The organism is Photobacterium proteolyticum (genome assembly GCF_001939735.1).
Lineage (GTDB): Bacteria > Pseudomonadota > Gammaproteobacteria > Enterobacterales > Vibrionaceae > Photobacterium > Photobacterium proteolyticum.
Genome location: NZ_MJIL01000089.1, coordinates 38,007 through 58,784, shown reverse-complemented (window position 1 = coordinate 58,784; position 20,778 = coordinate 38,007). Strand labels below are relative to the sequence as shown.

Below are 20,778 nucleotides of genomic sequence, written 5' to 3'. Positions count from 1 at the left end.
TATTTGAGTAAGGGATAAGGATGAATCTTTGTACTCTGACTATCGCCACGAGTGCCGCATTAGTGGTGTTAGGTGAGCCTGCGACAGTATAGAGCGTTATTCCTTTTCCAAAATGTAAGCCTCTTCATCTTCATCATCGCTTGGTAGAGACGAATGCTTATTAACATAAAACAAAAAGCAAAGTCATCGCACAAGTAAGAGAATTTGTGCTGCCTTTCATTGATAAACATAGAGAGTAAAATGAAAACCGAAAAAGGAAGTTTCAGGCTTTCCACCGTTACCCTGGCGATAGCCGCAGCAAGCACAGTATTCGCAGCCCAAGTCCAAGCCCAAGAGTACACCACTGAAGACACAATGGTGGTCGTCGCTAGCCGTACTCCTAAAGCTATCAGTGATATTCCAGGTACAGTTTGGTATATCGAGTTTGAGCAAATCGAACAAGAGTATCGCGGTGGTAAGTCCCTAGGTGACATTCTCGCTGCAACCATTCCGTCTTTAGATGTCAGCAGCGGAGCACGAACCAACTTCGGTCAAAACCTACGTGGACGTAAGATGCTCGTCATGATTGACGGCGTCTCATTACAGTCTTCTCGTCAAATCAGTCGCTACTTAGACTCAATTGATCCGTTTAACATTGATCGTATTGAAGTTCTATCTGGTGCGACTTCTATCTACGGTGCCGGTGCTTCTGGTGGTGTTATTAATATCATCACCAAAAAAGCGCAAAGCGCAGATTTAGAGTTTGAATCATTTGTTGGTGGTACATCTGGCTTTAACTCAAGTGAAGATTTCGATTACAAAATCGGTCAATCCATCTCTGGTGGTAATGAGAAAATTCAAGCTCGCAGCTCTATTGTTTATACAGAAACACAAGGTTTCTTCGATGCCAACGGAACCATTGTGACTCCAGATATTTCGCAAGGCTCACTACAATTCAACAAAGCTGTAGATTTCCTGACTACAGTCGGCGTTAATATTTCAGAGACAAAGAAACTCAACCTTCTTGCTCAATACTACGATAGTCAACAAGACTCACCATACGGTCTTTACATTGTGGGCCGTGACTTTGTTGATGTACGTAAAGGTTTTGATTCTGACCGTGAGCACGGTACGGAACGCATTATGCTTAGCGCATCTTACGTCGATGAGCGGTTCTTCGGTCACCAGCTGATTGCGGAAGCTTCATACCGTGAGGAAGATCAGACCTACACACCTTACTACCAATCTTCAGGTCAACAAATTACCGATGTTATTTCGCTAAAGACGGCATTGGCGAAGAGCTTCAACAGGTTTAACATTGTTTATGGTGTAGACGCTTATCAAGACAAACTCGATAGTAATCAAGCGCTTTATGACCCAACGATTGCTAATAATTCAGGTAACTTGATCAACAGAACCTATACGCATGTAGGTCGCTACCCAGGTGTTGAAGTGAGCTCTATTGCTGGCTTTGTACAAGCTGACTACGCAATTTCCGATGACTGGACCATTGAAAGTGGTTTTCGCTATCAGTACATGTCTAACAAAATTGACGATTTCGTCGGATATAGCCAGCAGAAGAAAATTGCTGCTGGCAAAGGCAAGACAGCAGACGCTGTCCCTGGTGGTAAAACAGACTACACTGTTGGTCTATTTAACCTAGGCACGGTTTACCACCTAAATAGTGATTCTCAAGTTTGGGCTAATTTTTCCCAAGGTTTCGATCTTGCCGATCCTGCTAAATATTACGGACAAGGCAACTACACGCTTGTTGGCGATCACTGGCAACTTGACGACAGCATCAACGTTAACGAATCGAAAATGTCTGGTATCAAAACCGACAGTTTCGAGCTTGGTTACCGTCTAGATACGGGGGATTTAAAGCTACAAACAGCGGCGTACTACTCACAATCTGACAAGTCAGTGAAGTACAACAAAGAAACACTGCTTATCGAAGAGATCGAAGACAAGAAACGTGTCTACGGTTTAGAGGCGATGGCGTCTTACTGGGTACATGACCACATTCAGCTTGGTGCATCTGGTCATTACGTTGTTTCTGAAGTCAAAGGTGATGACGGCTGGGAAGACTTTACAGCAGGCGAAGCGAGTACTTCAAAAGCCAACGCTTGGGCTGGCTGGTATGACTCAGATCTAGCGGTAAAAGTACAAAGCCAAACTATGTTTGACTATGAAGACGACGCTCAAAACAAGCTTGACGGCTATACAGTGTTTGATTTGGTGGGTAGCTACCAACTACCAGTGGGTAGCCTAGGTTTTGGTATTCAGAACCTGCTTGATAAAGATTATACGACTATTTGGGGTCAGCGCGCTCAAATCTTGTACTCATCTCACTATGATTCAGCCGCTTACGACTACAAAGGCCGTGGTCGTACTTACACTTTGAATTACCAAGTTAAGTTTTAATTAGTGATTTAAGAAAACCGACCCAGAAGGTAACTCAGCTCACCAAAGTGGTGGGCTGTTCTCCGTTTAGTTGAGCTTAGTATTTGGGTGACTATATATGGATGTACCTCCAACAATGTCAGTGCGCCAGAATTTAGTCCTTATAAGCACTATGGCCTAATGCTCGTAGTCGTTGGCTTTACTCGTGTTTCCGTTATTGACGATAACTAGCCACATTAACAGTTCAAATCCTTTACTGAGCAGAACGTGAAATCCAGCCGGTAAGGCCAAATACGATAAGGTTTCGTAGAAATGTGTACATCTATAGCTCGTCCCATCTCGTCAACTTACATTGTTTAAATTTCCAGCTGTAATACAAAGCCGTTGTCAGTCCGTATAGCAGGCCTCCCACCAGAACTGTAATTGTGGTTTCTGTTAGTGATTTCCCGCTTGCCTGCCAACCAAAAAAGTACATCAGTACTCCCCACACCGGTGTGAAAAATACAAATGAGGTGAGAAAATTCGACTGGAAGCTTCGATAGTAAGGAGGGGGTGATTCAACGCCTAACTTTCTTAAAATACGGAACAACGGAGGATTAAAGTTTGATTTCCAGACGCCCGCTTGCTCCAACTCTTCATGTGCTGCTATAAGCTTACCGTGATAAGACATTGAATAACCTGATGTAAATTAACATTGATAATGATTGGGTAAATATGTATGACAAAACATATCCCATCTCATCCTCAACAGTTTATGAGCTTTGTCACAAGTTTTTGATGTGGAATATGCCTGTGTAGTATATATGATGGATTTCGTTACCTTTATTCAAGGCTCTTCATCCAGCGGATCACTTCCGCGACAGGTTCAAATAAGTGGGACGGGATCGTCTCGTACAGTTCGGCCTCGGCATGAAGGGTGCGGGCGAGGGGGATATTTTCCAGTACCGGGATACCTTGTTTTTCGGCCAGCTTTCTGAGCTTTCTTGCCTGAACTCCACGATATTTAAGAGAGACGGCGGGGATTTTACAGTCTTCGTCGTCGTACCACAGACCGACGACCAAGTGGGTTGGGTTGGCTACTACGACCGATGTCTTCTTTAACTGCTTGGGCATTGTGTTGGCCTGTAGCTCGCGATGAAACTCTTTGCGTTTGCCTTTAATCTCCGGATTTCCCTCGCTGTCTTTGTATTCCCGTTTCACCTCGTCCTTGCTCATTTTAAGTTCTTTTTCGTGGTTGTAGCGCTGGTAGAGCAGATCCAGCATAGCGATCAAAATTAACGGTGATATCACGAACAGGCACAGCAACAGAAATAGCTGCCCGGCCACAGGAAGCAATGCCTGAATCGGGTTGTAGGGCAGCAGCAAAATATCTCGGAGGTGAAAGCGCAATACTAGTGTCACCATTAAGCCGAGGATTAAGATTTTCAGCAGAGATATGACAAATTCGACGACGTTCTTGACCGAGAAAATCCGTTTTGCCCCAGATGCGGGATTGAGCTTGTTCAGGTCGATCTTCAGGGCTTCCGAGGCAAATACGGGGCCGAACTGGCCGATATTGGCAATGATCCCGACAACGGCAATTGCCATTAGAAAGGGGGCGAGTAACTCGAAGATCAAGGTAAAAGTGTGTTCAAGAGCGATTTCGGCAGCTTTATTGAATGGCAGATCCAGCAGGCGGGTAGGCAGCGTGAACAAGGCTTCGAGCTTGCCCATGATCCTGCCATGGTCAATGACCAGCCACATCATAGTGACCAGCATGATTGCCAGCGATGGGATCTCCTTGCTCTTGGCAACCTGTCCTTTCTTTCGGGCGTCGCGAACTTTTTTGGGAGTCGGTTTTTCCGTTTTTTCGCTCATGGTAGCCAGGCCTTAAGTTGCTCGGTAAGCAGGAAGATATCGGCCAGTTCGAGCAAGAAGGCATCAAAAAACAGGCTGATGTAGAGCAGCAGAACCAGCAGGGCAATCCCGCTTTTGATTGGCATCGCAAGAAAGAAGACATTCATTTGTGGTGTGAACCGGTTCATTAGGCCAAGGCCGAATTCACTCAGGAACATAGTGATGACAGCCGGTGCGGCCAATCGCCAGGTGATATTCATTAGTTCTGAGAAACTCTCGAAAACCAGTGTGACAGAGTGAAAAACCAGCTGTGGCGGGAAGTCGGTCATGGGCCAGAGCAGAAAGGTTTTGTAAAAGGCGCTGAGCCACAACAAGACACTGCCGGTGATAAAAAACAAACTGGTACCGGCATGGTTGAAAAGGATACCTAGCGGCGAGGTTTGGTCCCCCGAAAGCGGGTTAAGGGTGCTGGCCATCGAGGCGCCTCGCTGGTTGTCGATAACAAAGCCGGCACTTTCAATGGCCCAGAACGGTATCGCACTGATGAATCCGATAAAGAGGCCAATAACGGCTTCTTTGGCGATGAGTCCGATCAGCATGGCGTTGGATTGCACCTCGTCAAGATGGGGGATCACGCTTGGCAGCAGCGGGAGGGCAAGTGCTGCGGCAATACTGTTACGTATAACGGCCCCACCGAGCAGTTGTTTGGCAAAGCCGGGTATTAAGATCAGGGCAACAAAGAAACGTGGCAGGCAGAGGCTGAAAGCCAGGATCAGATCGGATAGTCCATTCATAGCCAGTTATCTCTAGAGTACATCGGGAAGGGAGTCAAAGAGATGGAGGCTGTACTGATAGAGCTGTCCGCCGAGCCAGTGTGCCGTGAAGAACAACACCATGATCACTGCGATCAACTTGATCACAAACGACAGCGTCTGTTCCTGTACCTGAGTCAGCGCCTGAAGGAGGGCGACCAAGGTGCCCACTAATGCGGCTGCCACAATAGGAGGCAGTGAGAGCAGCAATACCAGCTGAATCGCCTGCGCCGTCATTGCAACTAATTCAGCTTGTCCCATGTTTTTCTCCTCGCATGATTAACATCAACTCAACTGGTAGCTCAGAACAATGCCGTGAGTCAGGCGGGGCCAGCCGTCGAGCAACACAAACAGCAGCAGCTTAAAGGGCAGCGAGATGGTCATCGGGGAGACCATCATCATGCCCATTGCCAGCAGGATGTTCGAGACGATTAAATCGATGGCAATAAAAGGCAGATAGAGCAGGAAACCAGCCTTGAAGGCGGCGGTAAGCTCGCCGACGGTATAGGCCGGGATCAGCACCAGAAAGTTTTGCTCGGTGATCACATCTTGCTGATTGGCGGGCCACAGCTGCTTGGCGGTATCGGCAAAGAAGCTGACTTCCGACGGGCTGACTTTATTGAGGAGGAACTGACGGTAGGGTTCAAGTATGGTGCCGATGGCACCTAAGGCCTGCTCGGTATTCTCCCAGTCGACAGTGAGATCTAACGCTTCGTAATAACACTGGTAGCCGACCGGCGCCATGATGAAGATAGTCAGAATAAGGGCCAGACCGTGCAGGGCCATGTTAGGCGGGACCTGTTGTACCCCCAGCGCATTGCGGATCAACGAAAAGATGACGACCAGTTTGACAAAGGAGGTGGCCATCATGGCGATAAACGGAACCAGCCCCAGCATTGCCAACCCGGCAATCAGAGTAAAGGGATCAGGTATATTGAGCATCTGTCAGCTCCTTGTTGTTCTGGCTAGTGGATACCATTGGATGAGCTGCAGAGCTAACTGACCACCATACTCGACGATTTCGGCCTGCCCGCAGTTTTGCTTATTGGTGCCTGAAACCAGGTATAAATCCACGACGGTTTTTGGGCGTGAGTGATTGCCATGAAAGGGAGGAATTCCTTGAGTCTCTGAGGTTAACCCCTCTGCTTGCTTGGCTGTTAACAGCAATGACGCTGACTCCATGAGCAGCCAGTAGCTGTCTGGCTCCGGGGGGCTCAAGGAGAGATGAGAGAGATCGAGTACTTGTATGTTTGAGCTGCCAGACTGCTCTGAAACTAAGTACCCTTTGTAGTCCCTATCGTTGTTGGTTTTATTATCTCCTTCGATGCAAATAAGAGGCTGCGGGTAGAAGTACACTCCTTGGCACAATATGGCTCCGGCGTGTAGCTGCTCACATTCATGCTGTGTGAGCCATTGATATCCGGCCAGTAAGTTGGCTCGAACCGGAGGTTGAGGATGATCTGTGATAGGTCGAGGCGGCCAGCCTGAAAACAGCGCCGTTAACAATGGGTTGGTGTTTACCTCATCAGGCAAAAAGAAAAACTTCGCGGTGCTCGTTTGTACATTAACCGAAGTGTCAGTATTCAGCAGGGAGGCAGACAGGCAGAGAAGTGAATCTGTTGTGTCGCCGCTGAGAGACAGGCATGTTTCAACGATGACAGACTGTGGCTCCGATTGGGCCGGGACTGAGACTGAGGCAGGGTTAGTGACGGTGGCTGTCGCAGTGGCACTAAACCAAACCTCGCAGGCTTGCTGTACCAATAACATCTGAAATGCCGTCGGCAAGGCGGTGAACACATCATGAGTGACGGCGGGCTTGATAAAGCTGAGCAACGCTTGCGGGTCGCAATGAATTTCAAAGGCTGCGTTATTGGCTGATCCGCTGACCAACCAGCATGGTGATTGTTTTGCTATCGAAAGCTGCCAATGCCACTGAGAGCCACTTGATGTGATTTCGCTGTAATAGTTTTGTGTATATTGCCCGATCCACTGTTTGAGGTGTTGTTGGTTATTGCGATGAGAGAGCTGACTCATACCTGTATCTCCTCAATATCATCTTCTGACGATAGCGAAGAATCATAGGCAGGCGGCTGTTGGTATAGCCCTTGGTTTAGCTCCTGGTCTAGCTCTTGGTATTTGATGCAGGTTCTGACATGTTGGAGGCCGGGCTTGCGATCCAGATGACGTTTCTCTGCTCGCATCTTGTCGGTGAATGCCGGGTCGGCACAGTAAATCGTAATATTGACGAGTCCTTGCTCAACGGCTGATTTGACTGTGACTGGTGCCGAGCCAATCGATGTTGTCAGTATCAAATTATCCCGCTGTGCATTGAGCCACAGGCGATCAGCCCATTGCCTGATTTGTTGAATGCCCTGATTTTCTTTTACCGCTTGATTGGCTGTTAGCGCGGGTTCTGCTTCACTTCGAGCGTTTGCCACAGGTGTTATTGATTGTGGTGTCGTCACGCCTTCTGGACTATTGATCAGTCGCGAAAAAAGGCCGACATCGGCAGGGTGATTGTCCATTGCCTCACTCTTTTTGTCGTCCCGGTTCTCATTATGTTGCTTGGCATCACATTGCTTTTGGTTATATTGATTTCCCGGTTTTTTGGAGGCTGCTTTTTGACTAGCTCTCGAAGCCTGCTGAGCGTCGGCGAAAGGTGAGTTCGTCGAGGGCGTTGTCTTCCTGCTGGCGTTGCTGGGCAATATCGGCATTTTCATATAGCTGTTTGATCTCTTTTGATTTCTCGAGCTTAAATTGAGCTTGTTGGTAATCAGCCCGACGCTGGTCTAGCTGTGTTTGCAATCGGGAAATCTGCTGCTGCTGTTCACTTATCTGTTGGGTAAGCGCATTAATATGTTGTTGCTCAATCGCCAGTTGTTGTCGCCAGTTATCAAGGGCGTGCTGCGACATCAAGGCTTGTTCGCTGAACGGGGCAACGGCCAGTACCTGATAGCTCTGCTGTAGTTGTGATTTCTGTTGCTCAAGTACTGCGAGGTTTGCCTGGGCCTCTGTAAGTTGGGAGGTCGCTTGGCTAACCAATAACTTGGCGGCTTGTTTGCGTCGGTTTTTGATATCAACAAGGGTTTGCCACATGCTTAGCGGCTCAGATTGAGTAGCTGCTGCAGGCTATCGGTGAATGAACTGCGCTCATGGGTGGCCTGACATAACAAGCTCCGAATATCGGGTTGTTTGCTTATCGCCATATCGGTAGCAGGATCGGTACCGCGTTGATATTCACCCAGTCGAATTAATAGCTCGCTCTTTTCATAGGTCGCCATCCAGTGTCGAATTTTCTCGGTTGCCTGGCGGTGCTCTGGCGTGGTGATTTGGTTGATCACCCGGCTGGCACTTCGTAGTACATCAATTGCCGGGTAATGGGCTGCGGCAGCGAGTTCGCGAGACAGGATAATATGCCCGTCAAGGATGGAGCGTGTTTCGTCAGCAACGGGCTCAGTCATGTCGTCGCCTTCGACCAGCACGGTATACAGCGCGCTTATTGACCCTTGCTCTGTGTTGCCGGGACGCTCTAACAGCAGCGGCAACTGCTCAAAGACTGAAGGTGGAAAGCCACGTCGTGTCGGGGGCTCGCCTGCCGCCAATCCCATTTCACGCATCGCTCGGGCAAATCGGGTGAGTGAGTCCATCATCAATAAGACTTTTCGCCCTTGCTCGCGGTAGTGTTCGGCAATGGTTGTTGCAACAAGCGCAGCCCGGGCTCGCTCCATGGAAGGGCGATCGGAGGTTGCAATCACCAAAACCGCTTTCTTCCGCACCTCTTCACTCATGTGTAACTCGACGAATTCCCGGACCTCACGGCCACGTTCCCCAATTAAAGCCAGTACGATGATGTCGGCCTCGGTGTTGGCAAGAATCATCGAGAGCAGCGTACTTTTACCCCCTCCGGCAGCGGCAAACAGCCCCATTCGTTGTCCTTCGCCCATGGTGAGCATGGCATCAATCGCCCTGACCCCTAAGGCGAGCGGTGCTTTGATAGGGGGCCTTGTCATCGGGTTGGGCGCGGCATTAAAAACCGGGCGCCATTGGCCGTTGGCATTGAGGCTTGAAGGGGCATGATGAAGTGAGCTGCCGTCCATCGGCATACCGAGCCCATTGAGCATTTTTCCCAGTACGGCATCGCTGACCCAAATTTCATGCTGGCGTTTTTCATTGATGACCAGGGTTTGATTCGATATCCCTCGTGATTCACCTAACGGGGTCAGCAGGGCATAAGGGGATTGGATCCCGACAACCTCGGCATACAGGGTTGGTTGATGTGGTGTTTCAAGACGGCACATATGACCGATCGCAGCATCGGGCAGCACTGAGCGGATGATATTGCCGGTTACCCCCGTTACTTTGCCTGCGCTCTGGCAAGAGTAGGGACGCGTAACAATGTGGCGAAGAGATGCGAGTTGTTCAGCAAGGGTCTTAGGTAGCTTGTCTGTCTTTGTTTGCTCTCTTGGTAAGACACTCGGCTGCTCTCTCGGTATCGCACATGGTAATGAGTTTGTCGGGTTCTGGTGGTTTGGCAATCGGTGATCCCATCAACAAAACGTGGTTCTTGGACGCGATTGTGGCTCAGTTGGAAAATAGAGTCTTAATAAAACTGTGAATCACTCCTGAAGCGCAATAACAGTGATTTTTGAGGTTTTTTTTAGGCTTTTTACCTGCTTATTTCATACAACATGGAAGTTATGTAGAGGATATTGTGTAGATTGAGCAAGGGGTTGGCGTGGCAGACATTTCAGGACACATGCCGGGTAATTTTGCTGCTGGCGGTGTACAGGCCGGGCAGCAGAGGGCTGTTTCCGGTAATCAGGCACCTGCTGGCAGTGTCGCGGTGTTAGCAAACACTAGCCTGGCTGACTCGGCTGAAGAGTTGAGCTTTGCTCTGGCGGAAAAACGCCCCAAGTCGATGGCGGAAAGAAAGTCGGATAAAAACGATCAGGCGCGTCTGGCTTGGATACAGAAAATTCAGCAGTATCTGGAACAAGCCCCCGATTTGCAAAAGCAGCATAAGTTGGTGGATTTTGTTTCTGCCAATCTGGGCCGCTCGCAAACGACAGAATCTTTCATTCAAAGTCTCAAGTCATTCAGCCAAGATGAATCGCTGCAGTATTTGGCCGGTCAGGTGCTGGTCGAGGCCAGTGATCCTCAAGATAAAGAGCATTATGAAAATGCCCTCAGTGAATTCAAGGCTAAAAATGCCAAAACCATCTTGGCTGGCCTGAATACCTCTCATGTTTTCTCCGAGGCTTTACCGGTGGAGCAGCTGTCTTCAGCGAGGCAGTCGTACCGGGAGCTTATTGATTACCAGAGCCACGGTAAGGTGTGGCGTCAGCTTGTCGGTATGATGAAGCAGTACGGCACCTTTGACAATGCTGTCGATGTTCAGCAACGGGCCTTGTCGGCAGATTACCATGCGCTGGAACCCAGCCAGGAACGAGGAGTGCTGGCTATGGTGATGCAGAATCTCAATCAGCTAAAACAGCTAAAGGGGATTTTTGAGCAGGTGAGTGATTTGGCTCGCCAAGTACAAAATCAGTTTTTTTCTCCCATAGAAGCAGAGCAACTGATGGAGCAGGTGCTTTCTATTCCTGATAGCCAGTTTGTAACAACCCGTCAGATGGATCAGGCGATGCAGCGTCTGAATGTTGCCTCTTTGTCTGCACAGGTTGTGATGCAACAAGGTATCAAAGCACTCGCCGCTGAATTGCCGGATGCCCTGTACCCCTCGCAAGAACAGCGGAGTCGGGTTATGGACAGTTTGCAGCAGTGCATCGACGAGACCATAGACAAAGAAGAGATGTGGTTGGATGGACAGTAATGCTCAGCTTGCAGTTAAGGAGTTTCTGGCTGGATTGGAAAATGTCATTCCGGATCACCAGTCTGCACTATTCGATCAGCCCTCGGGCGTTCTTAGTATCACACTGCCTGATAGCTACTCGACTTGCCCTTCGGTCAATAATCATATCGAACTACGTTGGGAGCAGAATTGGCTGTCTCTGCTGGCTCCCGTCAATGACAGCGGACCGGAAAAGAAAGTGGCAGATTTACTGCTCTTGCTTGCTGCTTCACCTCTGCCTGTCCAGGTTGTGATCGACAGGCAGGAGCGACTGTGGCTGGTAAGCCAACTTCCCTTAATAAACTTGCGTACTAGCTTCCTTTGTCGCCATTTCCAGTGGCTGACAGAGAAGGCTGCCAGTTTGCAGAACAGGTCACACACGACGTATGGTTAACTTGCCTCTCCGGTTCCGTTTTTTCCGTTCAGATGCGCCTGGGCAAGCCGGGCAAAGTGTACCAGTTGGGCAAGTTGATTCAGTTGGACAAGGTGGAGCAGGCAGACACGATCGAATAAAGACGTTACCTGTTTCCCGCATGCCGTCTGCAGTCCGTCTTACTTCAATTCAAACTCAAGGACAAGTTCAAAACCAGACTCAAGGACAAGTTCAAAACCAGGCCAAAGTCCTCTCTCCGTTGTCCAGTATTGCTTTGGGCCAATGGTACCGGGCAGAGCAAGACACAACCCCTGCCACGATCAGTGCTTTGCATTGTCAGCAGCTTGGTCAGTTTCTGACAACCCAGACCACGCCAGAGGCCAAGCAGGCGCTTGAGGTTGTTCAGGCATTATGGCTTGTGCAACGAGAAATCCACTTGATCAAATCTGGCTTGATGGGGCCTTAGCTAATGGGAGTTAACGTGGTCACCAGTCAAATGGACGTTGAACAAGCAAAGTCTGCGATGCAAACCTTGCTGACAAACTTTCTCGAGCAGCAGCAATGGGCGTTGGCGATGCCTGTTGCGCATTGGTTAGCCGCTAATGGTGATGACATGGCCTGTGCCTTACGTCCACAGCTCCATAACTATCTTGATGAGTATGAGTCGGCGCTGGAAGCCTTGTCTGTGGTACCTATTGCCTTGCGGCATCGTCTTGTGGTTCGCAGGGCTGAAGCTTCTGCCCTATATGCACTGGGATATCACCAGTTGGCCAGAGAGGTATTGCTTCGTTGTCCCCCTGAGGAGCTGTTGTGAAAATTCTGCTTAGCCGCCTGACCGGCCGTAATGATCTGCTGTTGGCACTGCTGTTGATAGCCGTGGTCTTTATGATGATCCTGCCAATGCCAACGGAGCTGGTGGACGTACTCATTGCTATCAACCTGGGCATTGCGGTTATCTTGATGATGATGGCGATCTACATCCACACCCCGCTGGAATTTACTGTCTTTCCATCACTGCTGTTGCTGACCACATTGTTTCGCCTGTCGCTTTCAATTACCACCACACGATTAATCCTGCTACAGGCGGATGCCGGGCAGATAGTCTATACCTTTGGCAATTTTGTGGTGGGTGGCAATCTGGTCGTGGGCGCGGTGATCTTCTTAATCATCACGATTGTGCAGTTTCTGGTGATCACCAAAGGGGCTGAGCGGGTTGCCGAGGTGTCGGCACGTTTCAGTCTGGATGCGATGCCGGGCAAACAGATGAGTATCGATGGTGATATGCGCGCCGGGGTTATTGATATGGAGGAGGCCCAGCTTCGGCGCAATCGAGTAGAGAAAGAATCGCAGCTATACGGCGCTATGGATGGTGCCATGAAGTTTGTTAAAGGGGATGCGATTGCCGGTTTGATTATCATTGTGGTGAACTTGCTCGGCGGGATCACGATTGGTGTCGTGCAGCGTGGTTTGCCTGCTGGGGAAGCCCTGTCAATATATGCCATTTTGACCATAGGTGATGGCTTGATTTCACAGATACCGGCGCTGTTTATTGCGATAACCTCTGGCATGATTGTGACTCGGGTATCGGCTGAGGTATCGGCTGATCTGGGTAAAGACATCGGTAGCCAGATCACCAATCAACCCAATGCCCTGATGATTGCCAGTATCATCTTGCTGTTGTTTGCGCTGGTGCCCGGCTTTCCTACCGTCACTTTTCTGGTATTGGCGGCCGGGCTGGGAGTGGCGTCACAATGGCTAAAAAAACAATCAAAAAACGCTCAAAAGAGTGGCCAACAGCTATCCTCTTCAGCACCTGATTCACCTGCCAATGAAAGTGGTCAAGAAGGCTTCTCCCTGACCGTGCCACTGTCGCTATCTATTGTTGAACTTGAAGGCCATGGGTTTCAAGCTGATGCTCTGTCTTCCTCACTGGCTGAGTTGCGTCAAAACCTGACCAAGGAACTCGGCGTTCCTTATCCGACCATTCATTTGTATTGCCAGCCCGGCATGGTCGCCGATAATGCTCCCGATGAAGGTGTGAGGTCCAAAGGCGAGTTTCAACTACATGTGCACGAGATCCCCGTTTTGTCGGGAGAGTTACTGGGCGATGCGGTGCTGGTATATGCCGAAGAGCAGCAACTGCAGATCCTCGGCCTGAATTATGAACAGGCGCGGTTTAACCGCCGGCAGTTATTCTGGATAAAAGGCAAAACAGACCAGGAAGTGATTGGTCTTGGGTTGGTCAGCGTGTCGGTTATTGATGCTGTGCTGGCTGATATTCACCAGGTGTTGATCAAGCATGCGCAGGATTTTATTGGTGTACAGGAAACGCGTCAGTTGCTTGAGCACATGGAAGGCGAATTTGAGGAATTGGTGCGTGAAGTGCAGCGTCAGTTGCCGGTATTCAAACTGACCGAGATCCTGCAGCGGCTGGTGTCAGAACAAATTTCGATCCGTAATCTGCGGGCCATATTGGAAGCTGTGGTCGAATGGAGTCAAAAAGAGAAGTCGGTGATTCAGCTTACCGAGTATGTTCGTATCTCACTGAAGCGCTATATCAGCCATAAATACAGTAATGAACAAAATATGCTGCCCGCTTTTATGCTGACGCCGGAAGCCGAGGAAACTATTCGCGCGGCAATTCGTCAAACATCTGCCGGGAGTTATCTTGCGATGGATCCTGCGCAGTCGGAAACCCTTACCAATAACCTCGTAACCATTATCGGCGATCTGCAATCCCGCCCTCACATGCCGGTGGTCATCACAGCGATGGATATTCGCCGCTACGTAAAAAAACTGATTGAACCTAAGGCCTATGAGCTGCCAGTGCTATCGTTTCAGGAACTCAGCGATAGCGTCAATGTTCAGGCTTTAAATCGAATAGGATTGTGAGCAGATTAATTCCTCAAATTTGCTTTTTTTCATGTTTTTCATTTCCCGATTCTGCACTGTTCTCATGACTAAATACCTTTTGCGTCATTGATAAGTAAACCCAGATAAGCAAATCCAGATAAGTGAATCCAATTGATTTCAGGGAGGCCGAGAATGCCAATTGATGGGGCCAATTTTGAACCCGAACCGCTGGCTTCCACCTTAACCAGTAGTGAGAACTTGCTTGCTGAAGCTGCCCAACAGCTGAGGCAAGGGGAAAGGGTTGTGGCGAATTGTCCGGTGACGATTTCGCGTGCAACCCAACTATTAAACACTCACACCGCTTCGAATGACTTGCAACAGGCGACAGCACAGGTTGATGCAATGGCTGGTACTGAACCTGTCAGCGCAATGCAGCAAAAGGCAGACTCGCAAAAGCCTGTTCGTCAACGCTGTGGACGAAGTGGTGCGCGAGTGTTTATCTAATATTTCCATCTATAAAAAGGAGCACAAAATGGCAACTGTAAATGCCCTTGCTGGGGCGCAGTCCGTCAGCATGTATGCGAATGAGCAAAAACCGGAACTGAATGATTTGATGATGGCGGTGATGATTGACCGGACCAATATTTTGGACGGCCAGATCCGCGACGGGATCAGCAATATCAACGATCAGAACCAGAAAATGCGAGAACTACAGCAGCATATGGCTGAAGCACGTCAGGCTCAACAAGGTACCAATATTGTTGAAAACCCGACATGGTCGGTCGATGACAAAACCATCAAGCTGGATAACGGCTATGAAATTTCTCTTAGCGGGGCCAGGCAGGAATGGACAATCAAAGATTCGGCAGGTAACTCGACCCGGATATGGGGCGACCCGCATGTGGCTGAAAAAGATGGCGGTAATTGGGACTTTAAGGATGGCGTGACGTTTGCCTTGGGTGATGGCACCAAGATTACCGTCGGTACCACGGGTGACAATAACGGCATGACTTATTCGGATACGCTGACGATCACCAAAGGCAACCAGCATATCCAGGTAACAGGAATTTATGAGAATGCCCCCCAAATATCGGGCCCTAGCCTTGATGGGTTGAGTGTCGATAGAAATACCAATGACGGCACCGTCTTCTATGAAGCCGGTAATGCCAGCGATTGGAATACCAAAGCTGGTACGGAAATTACGTCGGATCAGGCTATGGCCGGGCGTACTGTCATTAATGAAGACACATCAATCGGGGCATCGCCGCAAATGAGTGAAGCAATGAAGAGCTTCCTCGAGGCAAACAATATTGAGATCCCGACCAATGAAGATGGCTACCTGAGCAAAGATGACTGGAAAAATGTCCTGAGCTCCATGCAGTCTTTCGGTGACAGTCTGACCTCTGTATCACAGCTGGATATGGCCAAGCTGCAATCCTCGATGAACAAGTATAACCAGTCGTACGACATGCTCTCTAACTTCACCAGCAAGTATGCCTCAAGCATTGATTCACTGGTTGGTAATCTTCGTTAAGGTCACAACATGATGGAAGAGACACGTTCAATTGATGCTTTTCTCGCCGATCAAGATGCTAAATTAGCCGAAATAGCCGATACCCTGCAACAACACCAGACTCTGGTCGAGCGGTACAAGCTGGATCGCCTCCAGGCCATTCTTGATGGGCAGTTGACAGCCAAGCAGAAAAATCAGCGAGAGGCCGAGCAACGTCAGTTCTTGCAACAGCTTGAAACGACAACGGTCATTTCAAGTGCTCAATCTACTAATCATTTACCGCGTCGTATGCGTGGTATTTCAATTTAAGGAAGAATCAATATGACTGCGATTACACCTACGTCGGGCGTTACCGGCAATACATTCAACCCGTCCGAAGCCTCGTTGGATTCTTTGATGATGATGGTAATGATGGATCGCTCGAACCTGCTCGATGCCCAGGTACGTGAAAAAATCGAGAACATTAACTCGAAGAACAAAGATCTTCAGGGCCTGAACGGCATTATGACTAAACTCCGCAACGATATGAGTAAGGTTGGTACCAAGGACGACGATACCGGCTCAATGAGCCCTGAAGTTGTGTCATATCTGGAAAACAACTTCGCCAAGTTTGAAACCAAGGATAGTTATACCCGTAAGGACATGGAGCTACAGCTTTCCAACCTGAAAGACAAGGCCGAGAGCCTGACATCATCGTCTCAGCTTGATATGGCTCAGCTGCAATCGACGATGGGCAAGTACAACAACAGCTTCGAGATGCTATCTAACTTTGTGTCTAAGTATGGCTCTTCTATCGATTCTATTGTCGGTAACTTGCGTTAATTCGAGGTGAGTGAGATGACGACAGCAGCTGAAACAAATCAGGCCCTGCTTGGCGAGATCGAAAAGTATCTGAGCGGAGGTGGCACCTTCGGTGAGATATATGACCTGAGTCCGGAAACTATCGAGACGTTCTATCAGGTGGGCTATGGCTTGTATCAAGGAGGAAGCTATTCAGAGGCGGAAAAAGTCTTTCGTTTTCTGTGCCTTTTTGATCATTACGGCCTGCGCCATTTTATTGCGCTGGGCTCATGCCTTCAGATGCAGAAAGAGTATCAATTGGCTATTGAGTCATATAGTTATGCCGGTCTGCTGGATGGCAAAGACCCAAGATCGCCGTATCACGCTGCCGAATGCTATTTGGCTCTTGGACAGCGCGAGAAGGCAAGCAGCGGCTTTTATGCGGCTAGTCAGTTATCAGAAAAGCACTCGAAATTTGATGAATTGTGCAACAAGGCTGCCACGATATATCAGCAGCTAAGTGCATCACTTCAGGAGACAGAGAATGAATCCCATGAATCCGCTGAGTGACAAGTTTGCGGCTCCGGGGTTGCAAACCAATCAACAAGCATTGGTTGAAAACCTCAAGCAAGCGGTGACTCAAGCATCTGTACCCCAGGCCGTAGAGGTGAGTAGGGGAACGGACAAGGCGCAGGCTCCCTCTGCGACCCGGCCGCCCATACTTGATATGCCACTGGCCGATCAGGAAGACGTCAGCCGCGCGCTGATGGAAGTGCAGATGAAACTGCAAGATCAACAACTCAAACTCAGTACCAACGATATCAAAGGTATGCAGGCCAAGAACAAGGCCATGCATGAACAACGTATTGAAAAGCTTCAAGAGTCTATTGAAAAAATGGCTGAAGCGAAGAAAGGCGGTCTTTTCGCCAAGATTTTCGGCTGGATTGCAACAATTGCAACAGTCATTGCTTCGGTTGCCCTGATTGCAACGGGAGTGGGTGCCCCTGCAGCGGCGATGATGCTGGCAGGTGCGGCATTGATGCTGACACAGCAAATTTCCTCAGAGACAGGGAATTGGATGAACGATGCTGTGGCAGAGGTATTTCAGGCGTTTGGTATGGATGAGAAGTCGGCACAAATTGCGGCCAATGTGGCAATTATGGTTGCTGGTATTGCCCTGAGTCTTGGCGCGGGGGCCACAACAGCAGCGGCTGCAGCCACGACGACGGCGATGAAAGTTGCCAAAATCGTCAGCCAGGGGGCCAAGATTGCCGCCGGGGTGTCGGCTATCGGGCAAGGGACGGCGCAGGCTGTTTCGACAGAGGCAAAATACCAGTCCGATATGAGCAGAGCCGATGCCAAAGAGATCAGTGCCTACCTCAAGCGTTTGCAGCTTATGATGCAAGAGGAAATGGACCGGGTGCAGGAACTCCTTCAGAAAATGCAGGATAACGTTTCTGACGTGATGGCGATTTTATCCAGTGGTCAGGATTCAAGGTCACAGATGGCGCGCTATATCAACGCATAAGGAGGAAGGTATGATAACAGCAGTAAATACACAGAGCCCAAGTCTCCATCAGCAGGGTTTGGCTCTTGATGAGACAGCCTCCTTAGCTGGCAGTAGTACGGCTAAGGCGGCTAATACAGCACCTGTTCTTTTGCAGCACACAAGCACGGTGACAGCAAACCGGCCAAATGGGGCTGTGTCGCTGGAGTTGCCAGTAGCGAGAAACGATGCTGACTACTCGATGGCTATCAAGGATATAAGCAGACTGGATCATGAAGATACGATGGTCCAGATCAGTGATATTTTGACCTTGATGCACCAACTTGCGACGACGCAGCGTCAGCAGGCACGCGAAAGCAGGATGACTGAACGAGAGGCGGCCGTCGGTAGTATTCTGGGGCAGGCTGATAAGATACGCGAACAGGCTGAGTTAGAGCGCCTGTCAGGCTGGATCTCAGCCGGTATTTCGATTGCTTCTGGTGCAATGCAGGTGAGCGGCGGTGTGAAAGCACTGAAGATGGACATTTCTGATGCAAAGCTGCAGACGGTGAATAGCATTCAACAGGCTAAAACCCAGATCCTGACCGGCGTTGGCCAGTTACTGACGACGCAGATTGATTATCATGCCAAGCAGAAACAGGCTGACGGCAAGGTGTTGGAGGCCGATCAGAAGGTGCATGAGACGGCAATGGAAGATGAAGGCCAGCAAATGCAGTTCTACCTTGATGTCATCCGGGATGCCCGTCAAAAGCTGGAAGAAGTCATGCGAAGCCAGCAGGAATCGATGAAGAGTATCGTCAGAGCATAAAGTGGCTTATTTACCAAGAAGTTGGTGAGTAAGCATTGATAATACTATGTGACAACGTCACACAAGACACCTCATTAGAGGTGTCTTATTTTTTAGGCAGGTTGTTCATCTAGTTGACTTGGTAACGATTCAGCGCCATCAAGTGCCCGTCACCATGGTTGGTTGCAATCACAATGTAGTTCTCTGTTGATTCCACCACCTTCCACTTATTATGGCCTGGAAGCTTCCTTGCAGCACTGAGTAAGTCATTATACATGCGGATGTCACTTGCAGAGGCAATCAATCCTTTACTGTAGTTTTCATCGGTAATGCTCATTGAATATTGGCCATTGTTGTCCTTTGTGATGGTTCCCTTCGTATGCACTTCTACGATGTTCTTTAGCCCTGACTCTGAGAATATCGTTGTAATATCGATATTCTGATCTTCAATGAACACTTCGATATTTTTTTTTCCGTGGTAAGAGCTGCCTGTAGATTTTAAGTCATAGGCCCCACTGTATGCCATCGCTGGCTTCTTATTCATGAAATCCCAACTACTGATACTAAATACTGCCATTGAACTGGCAAGGAAAAAACTTTTAAGATACAAAACGATCGACCTCTTTAATTGTAAGATTTTCTATTTCAGATATAGATTCGTTGTTTTCAAGAAGGATAATCATATTGTGTGGTAATTTATTATTATCAATAATTACGATTGATAGATAGTCTTTCTTCAACATTAAATAAATTGACTTTGGTCGTTTATTATTTGATGTTGAAATTAATATATTATTAATAGACTCTGAAATATTATTGGTGAACTCATCGTTATCTGAATAAATGTTTAATATGCTATCCGAATAAACTTGCTTAGGTGTTATGGACTTACTAGGCTTAATCTCACTAAGATATGGTAAGTATGGAGCATCTCCTAATAAATAAAATGAAACCATGAAAATAAGAGAACCAGAAAAATACGGCCATTTTTTCTTTGCTATATTAAATGGCTCAATTTTTAATTGTGATGAGTATGTTTTTATAGGAGAAGCAATAGCTGAACTATCGTTATTTTTATCTTCGCAAGTCTCCTCTTTTGAGATGTCTTTGACTATTTCGCTCTCGAGTTTATATCCTACTTTGGCGATGGTTTTAAGCCACTTTTGCTCTTTGCCGTTATCACCTATTAGAGTACGTATGTTACTGATAGCCTGAGTGATAGAGCTGTCAGAGACTATCTTCCCTGGCCATGCCTTTTCAAGGATTGTTTCTTTAGAAACAACCATGCCAGCTTCAGAACAGAGTGCCAATAAGACTAGAAAGTCATGGCTGCCAATACGCTTTTCTTCATTGGTCTCGGAATGGCGCAAAAGTGATGCATCTTTGATGAGAATCCAATCTTTTATTTTATACATTAAAGCTCTCACTTCTTGTTCAAGTCGCAACGTAAGAGTTACTTTTTGTTGCTTTATTAATCATATGCCAACTGACTTGTTTGGTAACAAGAGTGTCCAACATTACCATTATTAAATTAGTTTGATTGCTCCTTGAATCATAATTGTTAATTTTATCATGTTTTTTTGACACAAATAGGAGTAGAGTAAAAACTTCATTTCGTTAGGTGTCATTGTTATTTGAGCTTTCTTATTCATAAAATTGGCTTGTTCAAACGTTTTAGTTTGAAATTTTGGTAACTATGATGCATATAAGATAGATTCATAAGTCTTACTAAGTGTTCAATGAAAGTGCTGTTTTTTTGAGTGAGTGTCTTATATTAGCAAGTGCAAATATTAGCGTTTCATCATTTATATTACACAGGTAGTTATCGCTGGTAGGTGAAGTGGAATAGCACTGTCGTTCTTTTATGTAGAAAATGAATACATTTATAAAAATTGAATTTATTAAAGAAAGTGAATAATAATATATTTTTTTGATGTCAATGTGATTTTTAGCTTGATAATATTTTTAACTTTTAATTCTTTAATACCATTTTATTGTACTTGAATGTATATGCTTTAGCTCAAGTATATCTATGAAAAGTGTGTTGAATCCATAATGTTTTTGTGATTTAAATCAGCCTCAATAGT

General features: G+C 47.8%; 24 protein-coding genes. 13 read left to right on the top strand and 11 right to left on the bottom strand.

Annotation, left to right across the window (positions count from 1 at the left end):
• Window positions 1-240 precede the first annotated feature (240 nt).
• On the top strand, window positions 241-2,403 hold the full coding sequence (locus BIT28_RS20165) for a TonB-dependent receptor (RefSeq protein ID WP_075766742.1): 2,163 nt from the start codon (window positions 241-243) through the stop codon (window positions 2,401-2,403).
• A gap of 301 nt (window positions 2,404-2,704) precedes the next feature.
• On the opposite strand, the gene BIT28_RS20160 is transcribed toward BIT28_RS20165, so the two are convergent.
• The 9 genes from BIT28_RS20160 to sctN all read right to left on the bottom strand — a co-directional run bounded on the left by BIT28_RS20160 (window position 2,705) and on the right by sctN (window position 9,427).
• Window positions 2,705-3,052 carry a DUF6404 family protein gene (locus tag BIT28_RS20160; protein ID WP_075766741.1) on the bottom strand — a complete coding sequence of 116 codons (348 nt, stop codon included), beginning with the start codon at window positions 3,050-3,052 and terminating at the stop codon, window positions 2,705-2,707.
• Window positions 3,053-3,204: 152 nt separating this feature from the next.
• Window positions 3,205-4,239 (bottom strand): type III secretion system export apparatus subunit SctU, encoded by a 1,035-nt coding sequence (gene sctU, locus BIT28_RS20155; protein ID WP_075766740.1) that lies wholly within the window; start codon window positions 4,237-4,239, stop codon window positions 3,205-3,207.
• Window positions 4,236-5,012: a type III secretion system export apparatus subunit SctT gene (gene sctT, locus BIT28_RS20150; protein WP_075766739.1), complete on the bottom strand. Its 777-nt coding sequence runs from the start codon at window positions 5,010-5,012 to the stop codon at window positions 4,236-4,238. The genes sctU and sctT overlap by 4 nt, the downstream gene beginning before the upstream one ends.
• A 12-nt stretch (window positions 5,013-5,024) precedes the next feature.
• Window positions 5,025-5,291, bottom strand: a complete 267-nt coding sequence (sctS, locus tag BIT28_RS20145; protein ID WP_075766738.1) for a type III secretion system export apparatus subunit SctS — start codon at window positions 5,289-5,291, stop codon at window positions 5,025-5,027.
• A 24-nt stretch (window positions 5,292-5,315) separates the two neighbouring features.
• Entirely contained in the window at window positions 5,316-5,972 is a 657-nt protein-coding gene (gene sctR, locus BIT28_RS20140) for a type III secretion system export apparatus subunit SctR (protein WP_075766737.1), read from the bottom strand.
• 3 nt (window positions 5,973-5,975) lie between these two features.
• Window positions 5,976-7,064 carry a hypothetical protein gene (locus BIT28_RS20135; RefSeq protein ID WP_075766736.1) on the bottom strand — a complete coding sequence of 363 codons (1,089 nt, stop codon included), beginning with the start codon at window positions 7,062-7,064 and terminating at the stop codon, window positions 5,976-5,978.
• The gene (locus tag BIT28_RS20130; protein ID WP_075766735.1) at window positions 7,061-7,555 is read right to left on the bottom strand and encodes a hypothetical protein; all 495 of its coding nucleotides are present in this window, start codon (window positions 7,553-7,555) and stop codon (window positions 7,061-7,063) included. The genes BIT28_RS20135 and BIT28_RS20130 overlap by 4 nt, the downstream gene beginning before the upstream one ends.
• Window positions 7,556-7,655: 100 nt before the next feature.
• The gene (locus BIT28_RS20125) at window positions 7,656-8,126 is read right to left on the bottom strand and encodes a flagellar FliJ family protein (RefSeq protein WP_075766734.1); all 471 of its coding nucleotides are present in this window, start codon (window positions 8,124-8,126) and stop codon (window positions 7,656-7,658) included.
• Window positions 8,127-8,128: 2 nt separating this feature from the next.
• On the bottom strand, window positions 8,129-9,427 hold the full coding sequence (gene sctN, locus BIT28_RS20120; protein WP_075766750.1) for a type III secretion system ATPase SctN: 1,299 nt from the start codon (window positions 9,425-9,427) through the stop codon (window positions 8,129-8,131).
• Window positions 9,428-9,765: 338 nt separating this feature from the next.
• Here sctN and BIT28_RS20115 point away from each other — a divergent pair, with 338 nt between their 5' ends.
• From BIT28_RS20115 to BIT28_RS20060, 12 genes are all read left to right on the top strand, one after another.
• Window positions 9,766-10,860: a TyeA family type III secretion system gatekeeper subunit gene (locus BIT28_RS20115; RefSeq protein WP_139310498.1), complete on the top strand. Its 1,095-nt coding sequence runs from the start codon at window positions 9,766-9,768 to the stop codon at window positions 10,858-10,860.
• A complete protein-coding gene (locus tag BIT28_RS20110) occupies window positions 10,850-11,272 on the top strand; it encodes a hypothetical protein (RefSeq protein WP_075766732.1) in 423 nt (140 codons plus the stop codon). Before BIT28_RS20115 ends, BIT28_RS20110 begins: the two co-directional genes overlap by 11 nt.
• Window positions 11,265-11,717, top strand: coding sequence for a hypothetical protein (locus tag BIT28_RS20105; RefSeq protein ID WP_139310497.1), 453 nt, complete (start codon window positions 11,265-11,267; stop codon window positions 11,715-11,717). Before BIT28_RS20110 ends, BIT28_RS20105 begins: the two co-directional genes overlap by 8 nt.
• A gap of 15 nt (window positions 11,718-11,732) precedes the next feature.
• Window positions 11,733-12,065, top strand: a complete 333-nt coding sequence (locus BIT28_RS20100; RefSeq protein WP_139310496.1) for a hypothetical protein — start codon at window positions 11,733-11,735, stop codon at window positions 12,063-12,065.
• A complete protein-coding gene (gene sctV, locus BIT28_RS20095; protein ID WP_075766729.1) occupies window positions 12,062-14,143 on the top strand; it encodes a type III secretion system export apparatus subunit SctV in 2,082 nt (693 codons plus the stop codon). The genes BIT28_RS20100 and sctV overlap by 4 nt, the downstream gene beginning before the upstream one ends.
• 153 nt (window positions 14,144-14,296) lie before the next feature.
• Window positions 14,297-14,608, top strand: a complete 312-nt coding sequence (locus BIT28_RS29660) for a hypothetical protein (protein WP_075766728.1) — start codon at window positions 14,297-14,299, stop codon at window positions 14,606-14,608.
• A 28-nt stretch (window positions 14,609-14,636) separates the two neighbouring features.
• A complete protein-coding gene (locus BIT28_RS20085) occupies window positions 14,637-15,638 on the top strand; it encodes a DUF1521 domain-containing protein (protein WP_075766727.1) in 1,002 nt (333 codons plus the stop codon).
• A 9-nt stretch (window positions 15,639-15,647) separates the two neighbouring features.
• Entirely contained in the window at window positions 15,648-15,926 is a 279-nt protein-coding gene (locus tag BIT28_RS20080) for a hypothetical protein (RefSeq protein ID WP_075766726.1), read from the top strand.
• Between the two features lie 12 nt (window positions 15,927-15,938).
• On the top strand, window positions 15,939-16,439 hold the full coding sequence (locus BIT28_RS20075) for a hypothetical protein (RefSeq protein WP_075766725.1): 501 nt from the start codon (window positions 15,939-15,941) through the stop codon (window positions 16,437-16,439).
• Window positions 16,440-16,454: 15 nt separating this feature from the next.
• On the top strand, window positions 16,455-16,967 hold the full coding sequence (locus tag BIT28_RS20070) for a SycD/LcrH family type III secretion system chaperone (protein ID WP_075766724.1): 513 nt from the start codon (window positions 16,455-16,457) through the stop codon (window positions 16,965-16,967).
• The gene (sctE, locus tag BIT28_RS20065) at window positions 16,942-17,925 is read left to right on the top strand and encodes a type III secretion system translocon subunit SseC family protein (protein WP_075766723.1); all 984 of its coding nucleotides are present in this window, start codon (window positions 16,942-16,944) and stop codon (window positions 17,923-17,925) included. Before BIT28_RS20070 ends, sctE begins: the two co-directional genes overlap by 26 nt.
• 10 nt (window positions 17,926-17,935) lie before the next feature.
• Window positions 17,936-18,712 (top strand): hypothetical protein, encoded by a 777-nt coding sequence (locus tag BIT28_RS20060; RefSeq protein WP_075766722.1) that lies wholly within the window; start codon window positions 17,936-17,938, stop codon window positions 18,710-18,712.
• A 109-nt stretch (window positions 18,713-18,821) separates the two neighbouring features.
• On the opposite strand, the gene BIT28_RS20055 is transcribed toward BIT28_RS20060, so the two are convergent.
• Window positions 18,822-19,217, bottom strand: a complete 396-nt coding sequence (locus BIT28_RS20055; protein WP_175577570.1) for a hypothetical protein — start codon at window positions 19,215-19,217, stop codon at window positions 18,822-18,824.
• 73 nt (window positions 19,218-19,290) lie between these two features.
• Window positions 19,291-20,106, bottom strand: a complete 816-nt coding sequence (locus BIT28_RS20050) for a winged helix-turn-helix domain-containing protein (RefSeq protein WP_075766720.1) — start codon at window positions 20,104-20,106, stop codon at window positions 19,291-19,293.
• Between the last annotated feature and the right edge of the window lie 672 nt (window positions 20,107-20,778).

Excerpts from the sequence above, each read along its gene's own strand:
- BIT28_RS20060 (WP_075766722.1), top strand. The coding sequence starts at position 17,936 with ATGATAACAGCAGTAAATACACAGAGCCCAAGTCTCCATCAGCAGGGT.
- BIT28_RS20105 (WP_139310497.1), top strand. The coding sequence starts at position 11,265 with ATGGTTAACTTGCCTCTCCGGTTCCGTTTTTTCCGTTCAGATGCGCCT.
- sctR (WP_075766737.1), bottom strand. The coding sequence starts at position 5,972 with ATGCTCAATATACCTGATCCCTTTACTCTGATTGCCGGGTTGGCAATG.
- BIT28_RS20050 (WP_075766720.1), bottom strand. The coding sequence starts at position 20,106 with ATGTATAAAATAAAAGATTGGATTCTCATCAAAGATGCATCACTTTTG.
- BIT28_RS20080 (WP_075766726.1), top strand. The coding sequence starts at position 15,648 with ATGATGGAAGAGACACGTTCAATTGATGCTTTTCTCGCCGATCAAGAT.
- BIT28_RS20055 (WP_175577570.1), bottom strand. The coding sequence starts at position 19,217 with ATGGCATACAGTGGGGCCTATGACTTAAAATCTACAGGCAGCTCTTAC.
- BIT28_RS20160 (WP_075766741.1), bottom strand. The coding sequence starts at position 3,052 with ATGTCTTATCACGGTAAGCTTATAGCAGCACATGAAGAGTTGGAGCAA.
- sctU (WP_075766740.1), bottom strand. The coding sequence starts at position 4,239 with ATGAGCGAAAAAACGGAAAAACCGACTCCCAAAAAAGTTCGCGACGCC.
- sctS (WP_075766738.1), bottom strand. The coding sequence starts at position 5,291 with ATGGGACAAGCTGAATTAGTTGCAATGACGGCGCAGGCGATTCAGCTG.
- BIT28_RS20085 (WP_075766727.1), top strand. The coding sequence starts at position 14,637 with ATGGCAACTGTAAATGCCCTTGCTGGGGCGCAGTCCGTCAGCATGTAT.
- BIT28_RS20070 (WP_075766724.1), top strand. The coding sequence starts at position 16,455 with ATGACGACAGCAGCTGAAACAAATCAGGCCCTGCTTGGCGAGATCGAA.
- BIT28_RS29660 (WP_075766728.1), top strand. The coding sequence starts at position 14,297 with ATGCCAATTGATGGGGCCAATTTTGAACCCGAACCGCTGGCTTCCACC.
- sctT (WP_075766739.1), bottom strand. The coding sequence starts at position 5,012 with ATGAATGGACTATCCGATCTGATCCTGGCTTTCAGCCTCTGCCTGCCA.
- BIT28_RS20110 (WP_075766732.1), top strand. The coding sequence starts at position 10,850 with ATGGACAGTAATGCTCAGCTTGCAGTTAAGGAGTTTCTGGCTGGATTG.
- BIT28_RS20165 (WP_075766742.1), top strand. The coding sequence starts at position 241 with ATGAAAACCGAAAAAGGAAGTTTCAGGCTTTCCACCGTTACCCTGGCG.
- BIT28_RS20135 (WP_075766736.1), bottom strand. The coding sequence starts at position 7,064 with ATGAGTCAGCTCTCTCATCGCAATAACCAACAACACCTCAAACAGTGG.
- sctE (WP_075766723.1), top strand. The coding sequence starts at position 16,942 with ATGAATCCCATGAATCCGCTGAGTGACAAGTTTGCGGCTCCGGGGTTG.
- BIT28_RS20075 (WP_075766725.1), top strand. The coding sequence starts at position 15,939 with ATGACTGCGATTACACCTACGTCGGGCGTTACCGGCAATACATTCAAC.
- BIT28_RS20125 (WP_075766734.1), bottom strand. The coding sequence starts at position 8,126 with ATGTGGCAAACCCTTGTTGATATCAAAAACCGACGCAAACAAGCCGCC.
- BIT28_RS20130 (WP_075766735.1), bottom strand. The coding sequence starts at position 7,555 with ATGGACAATCACCCTGCCGATGTCGGCCTTTTTTCGCGACTGATCAAT.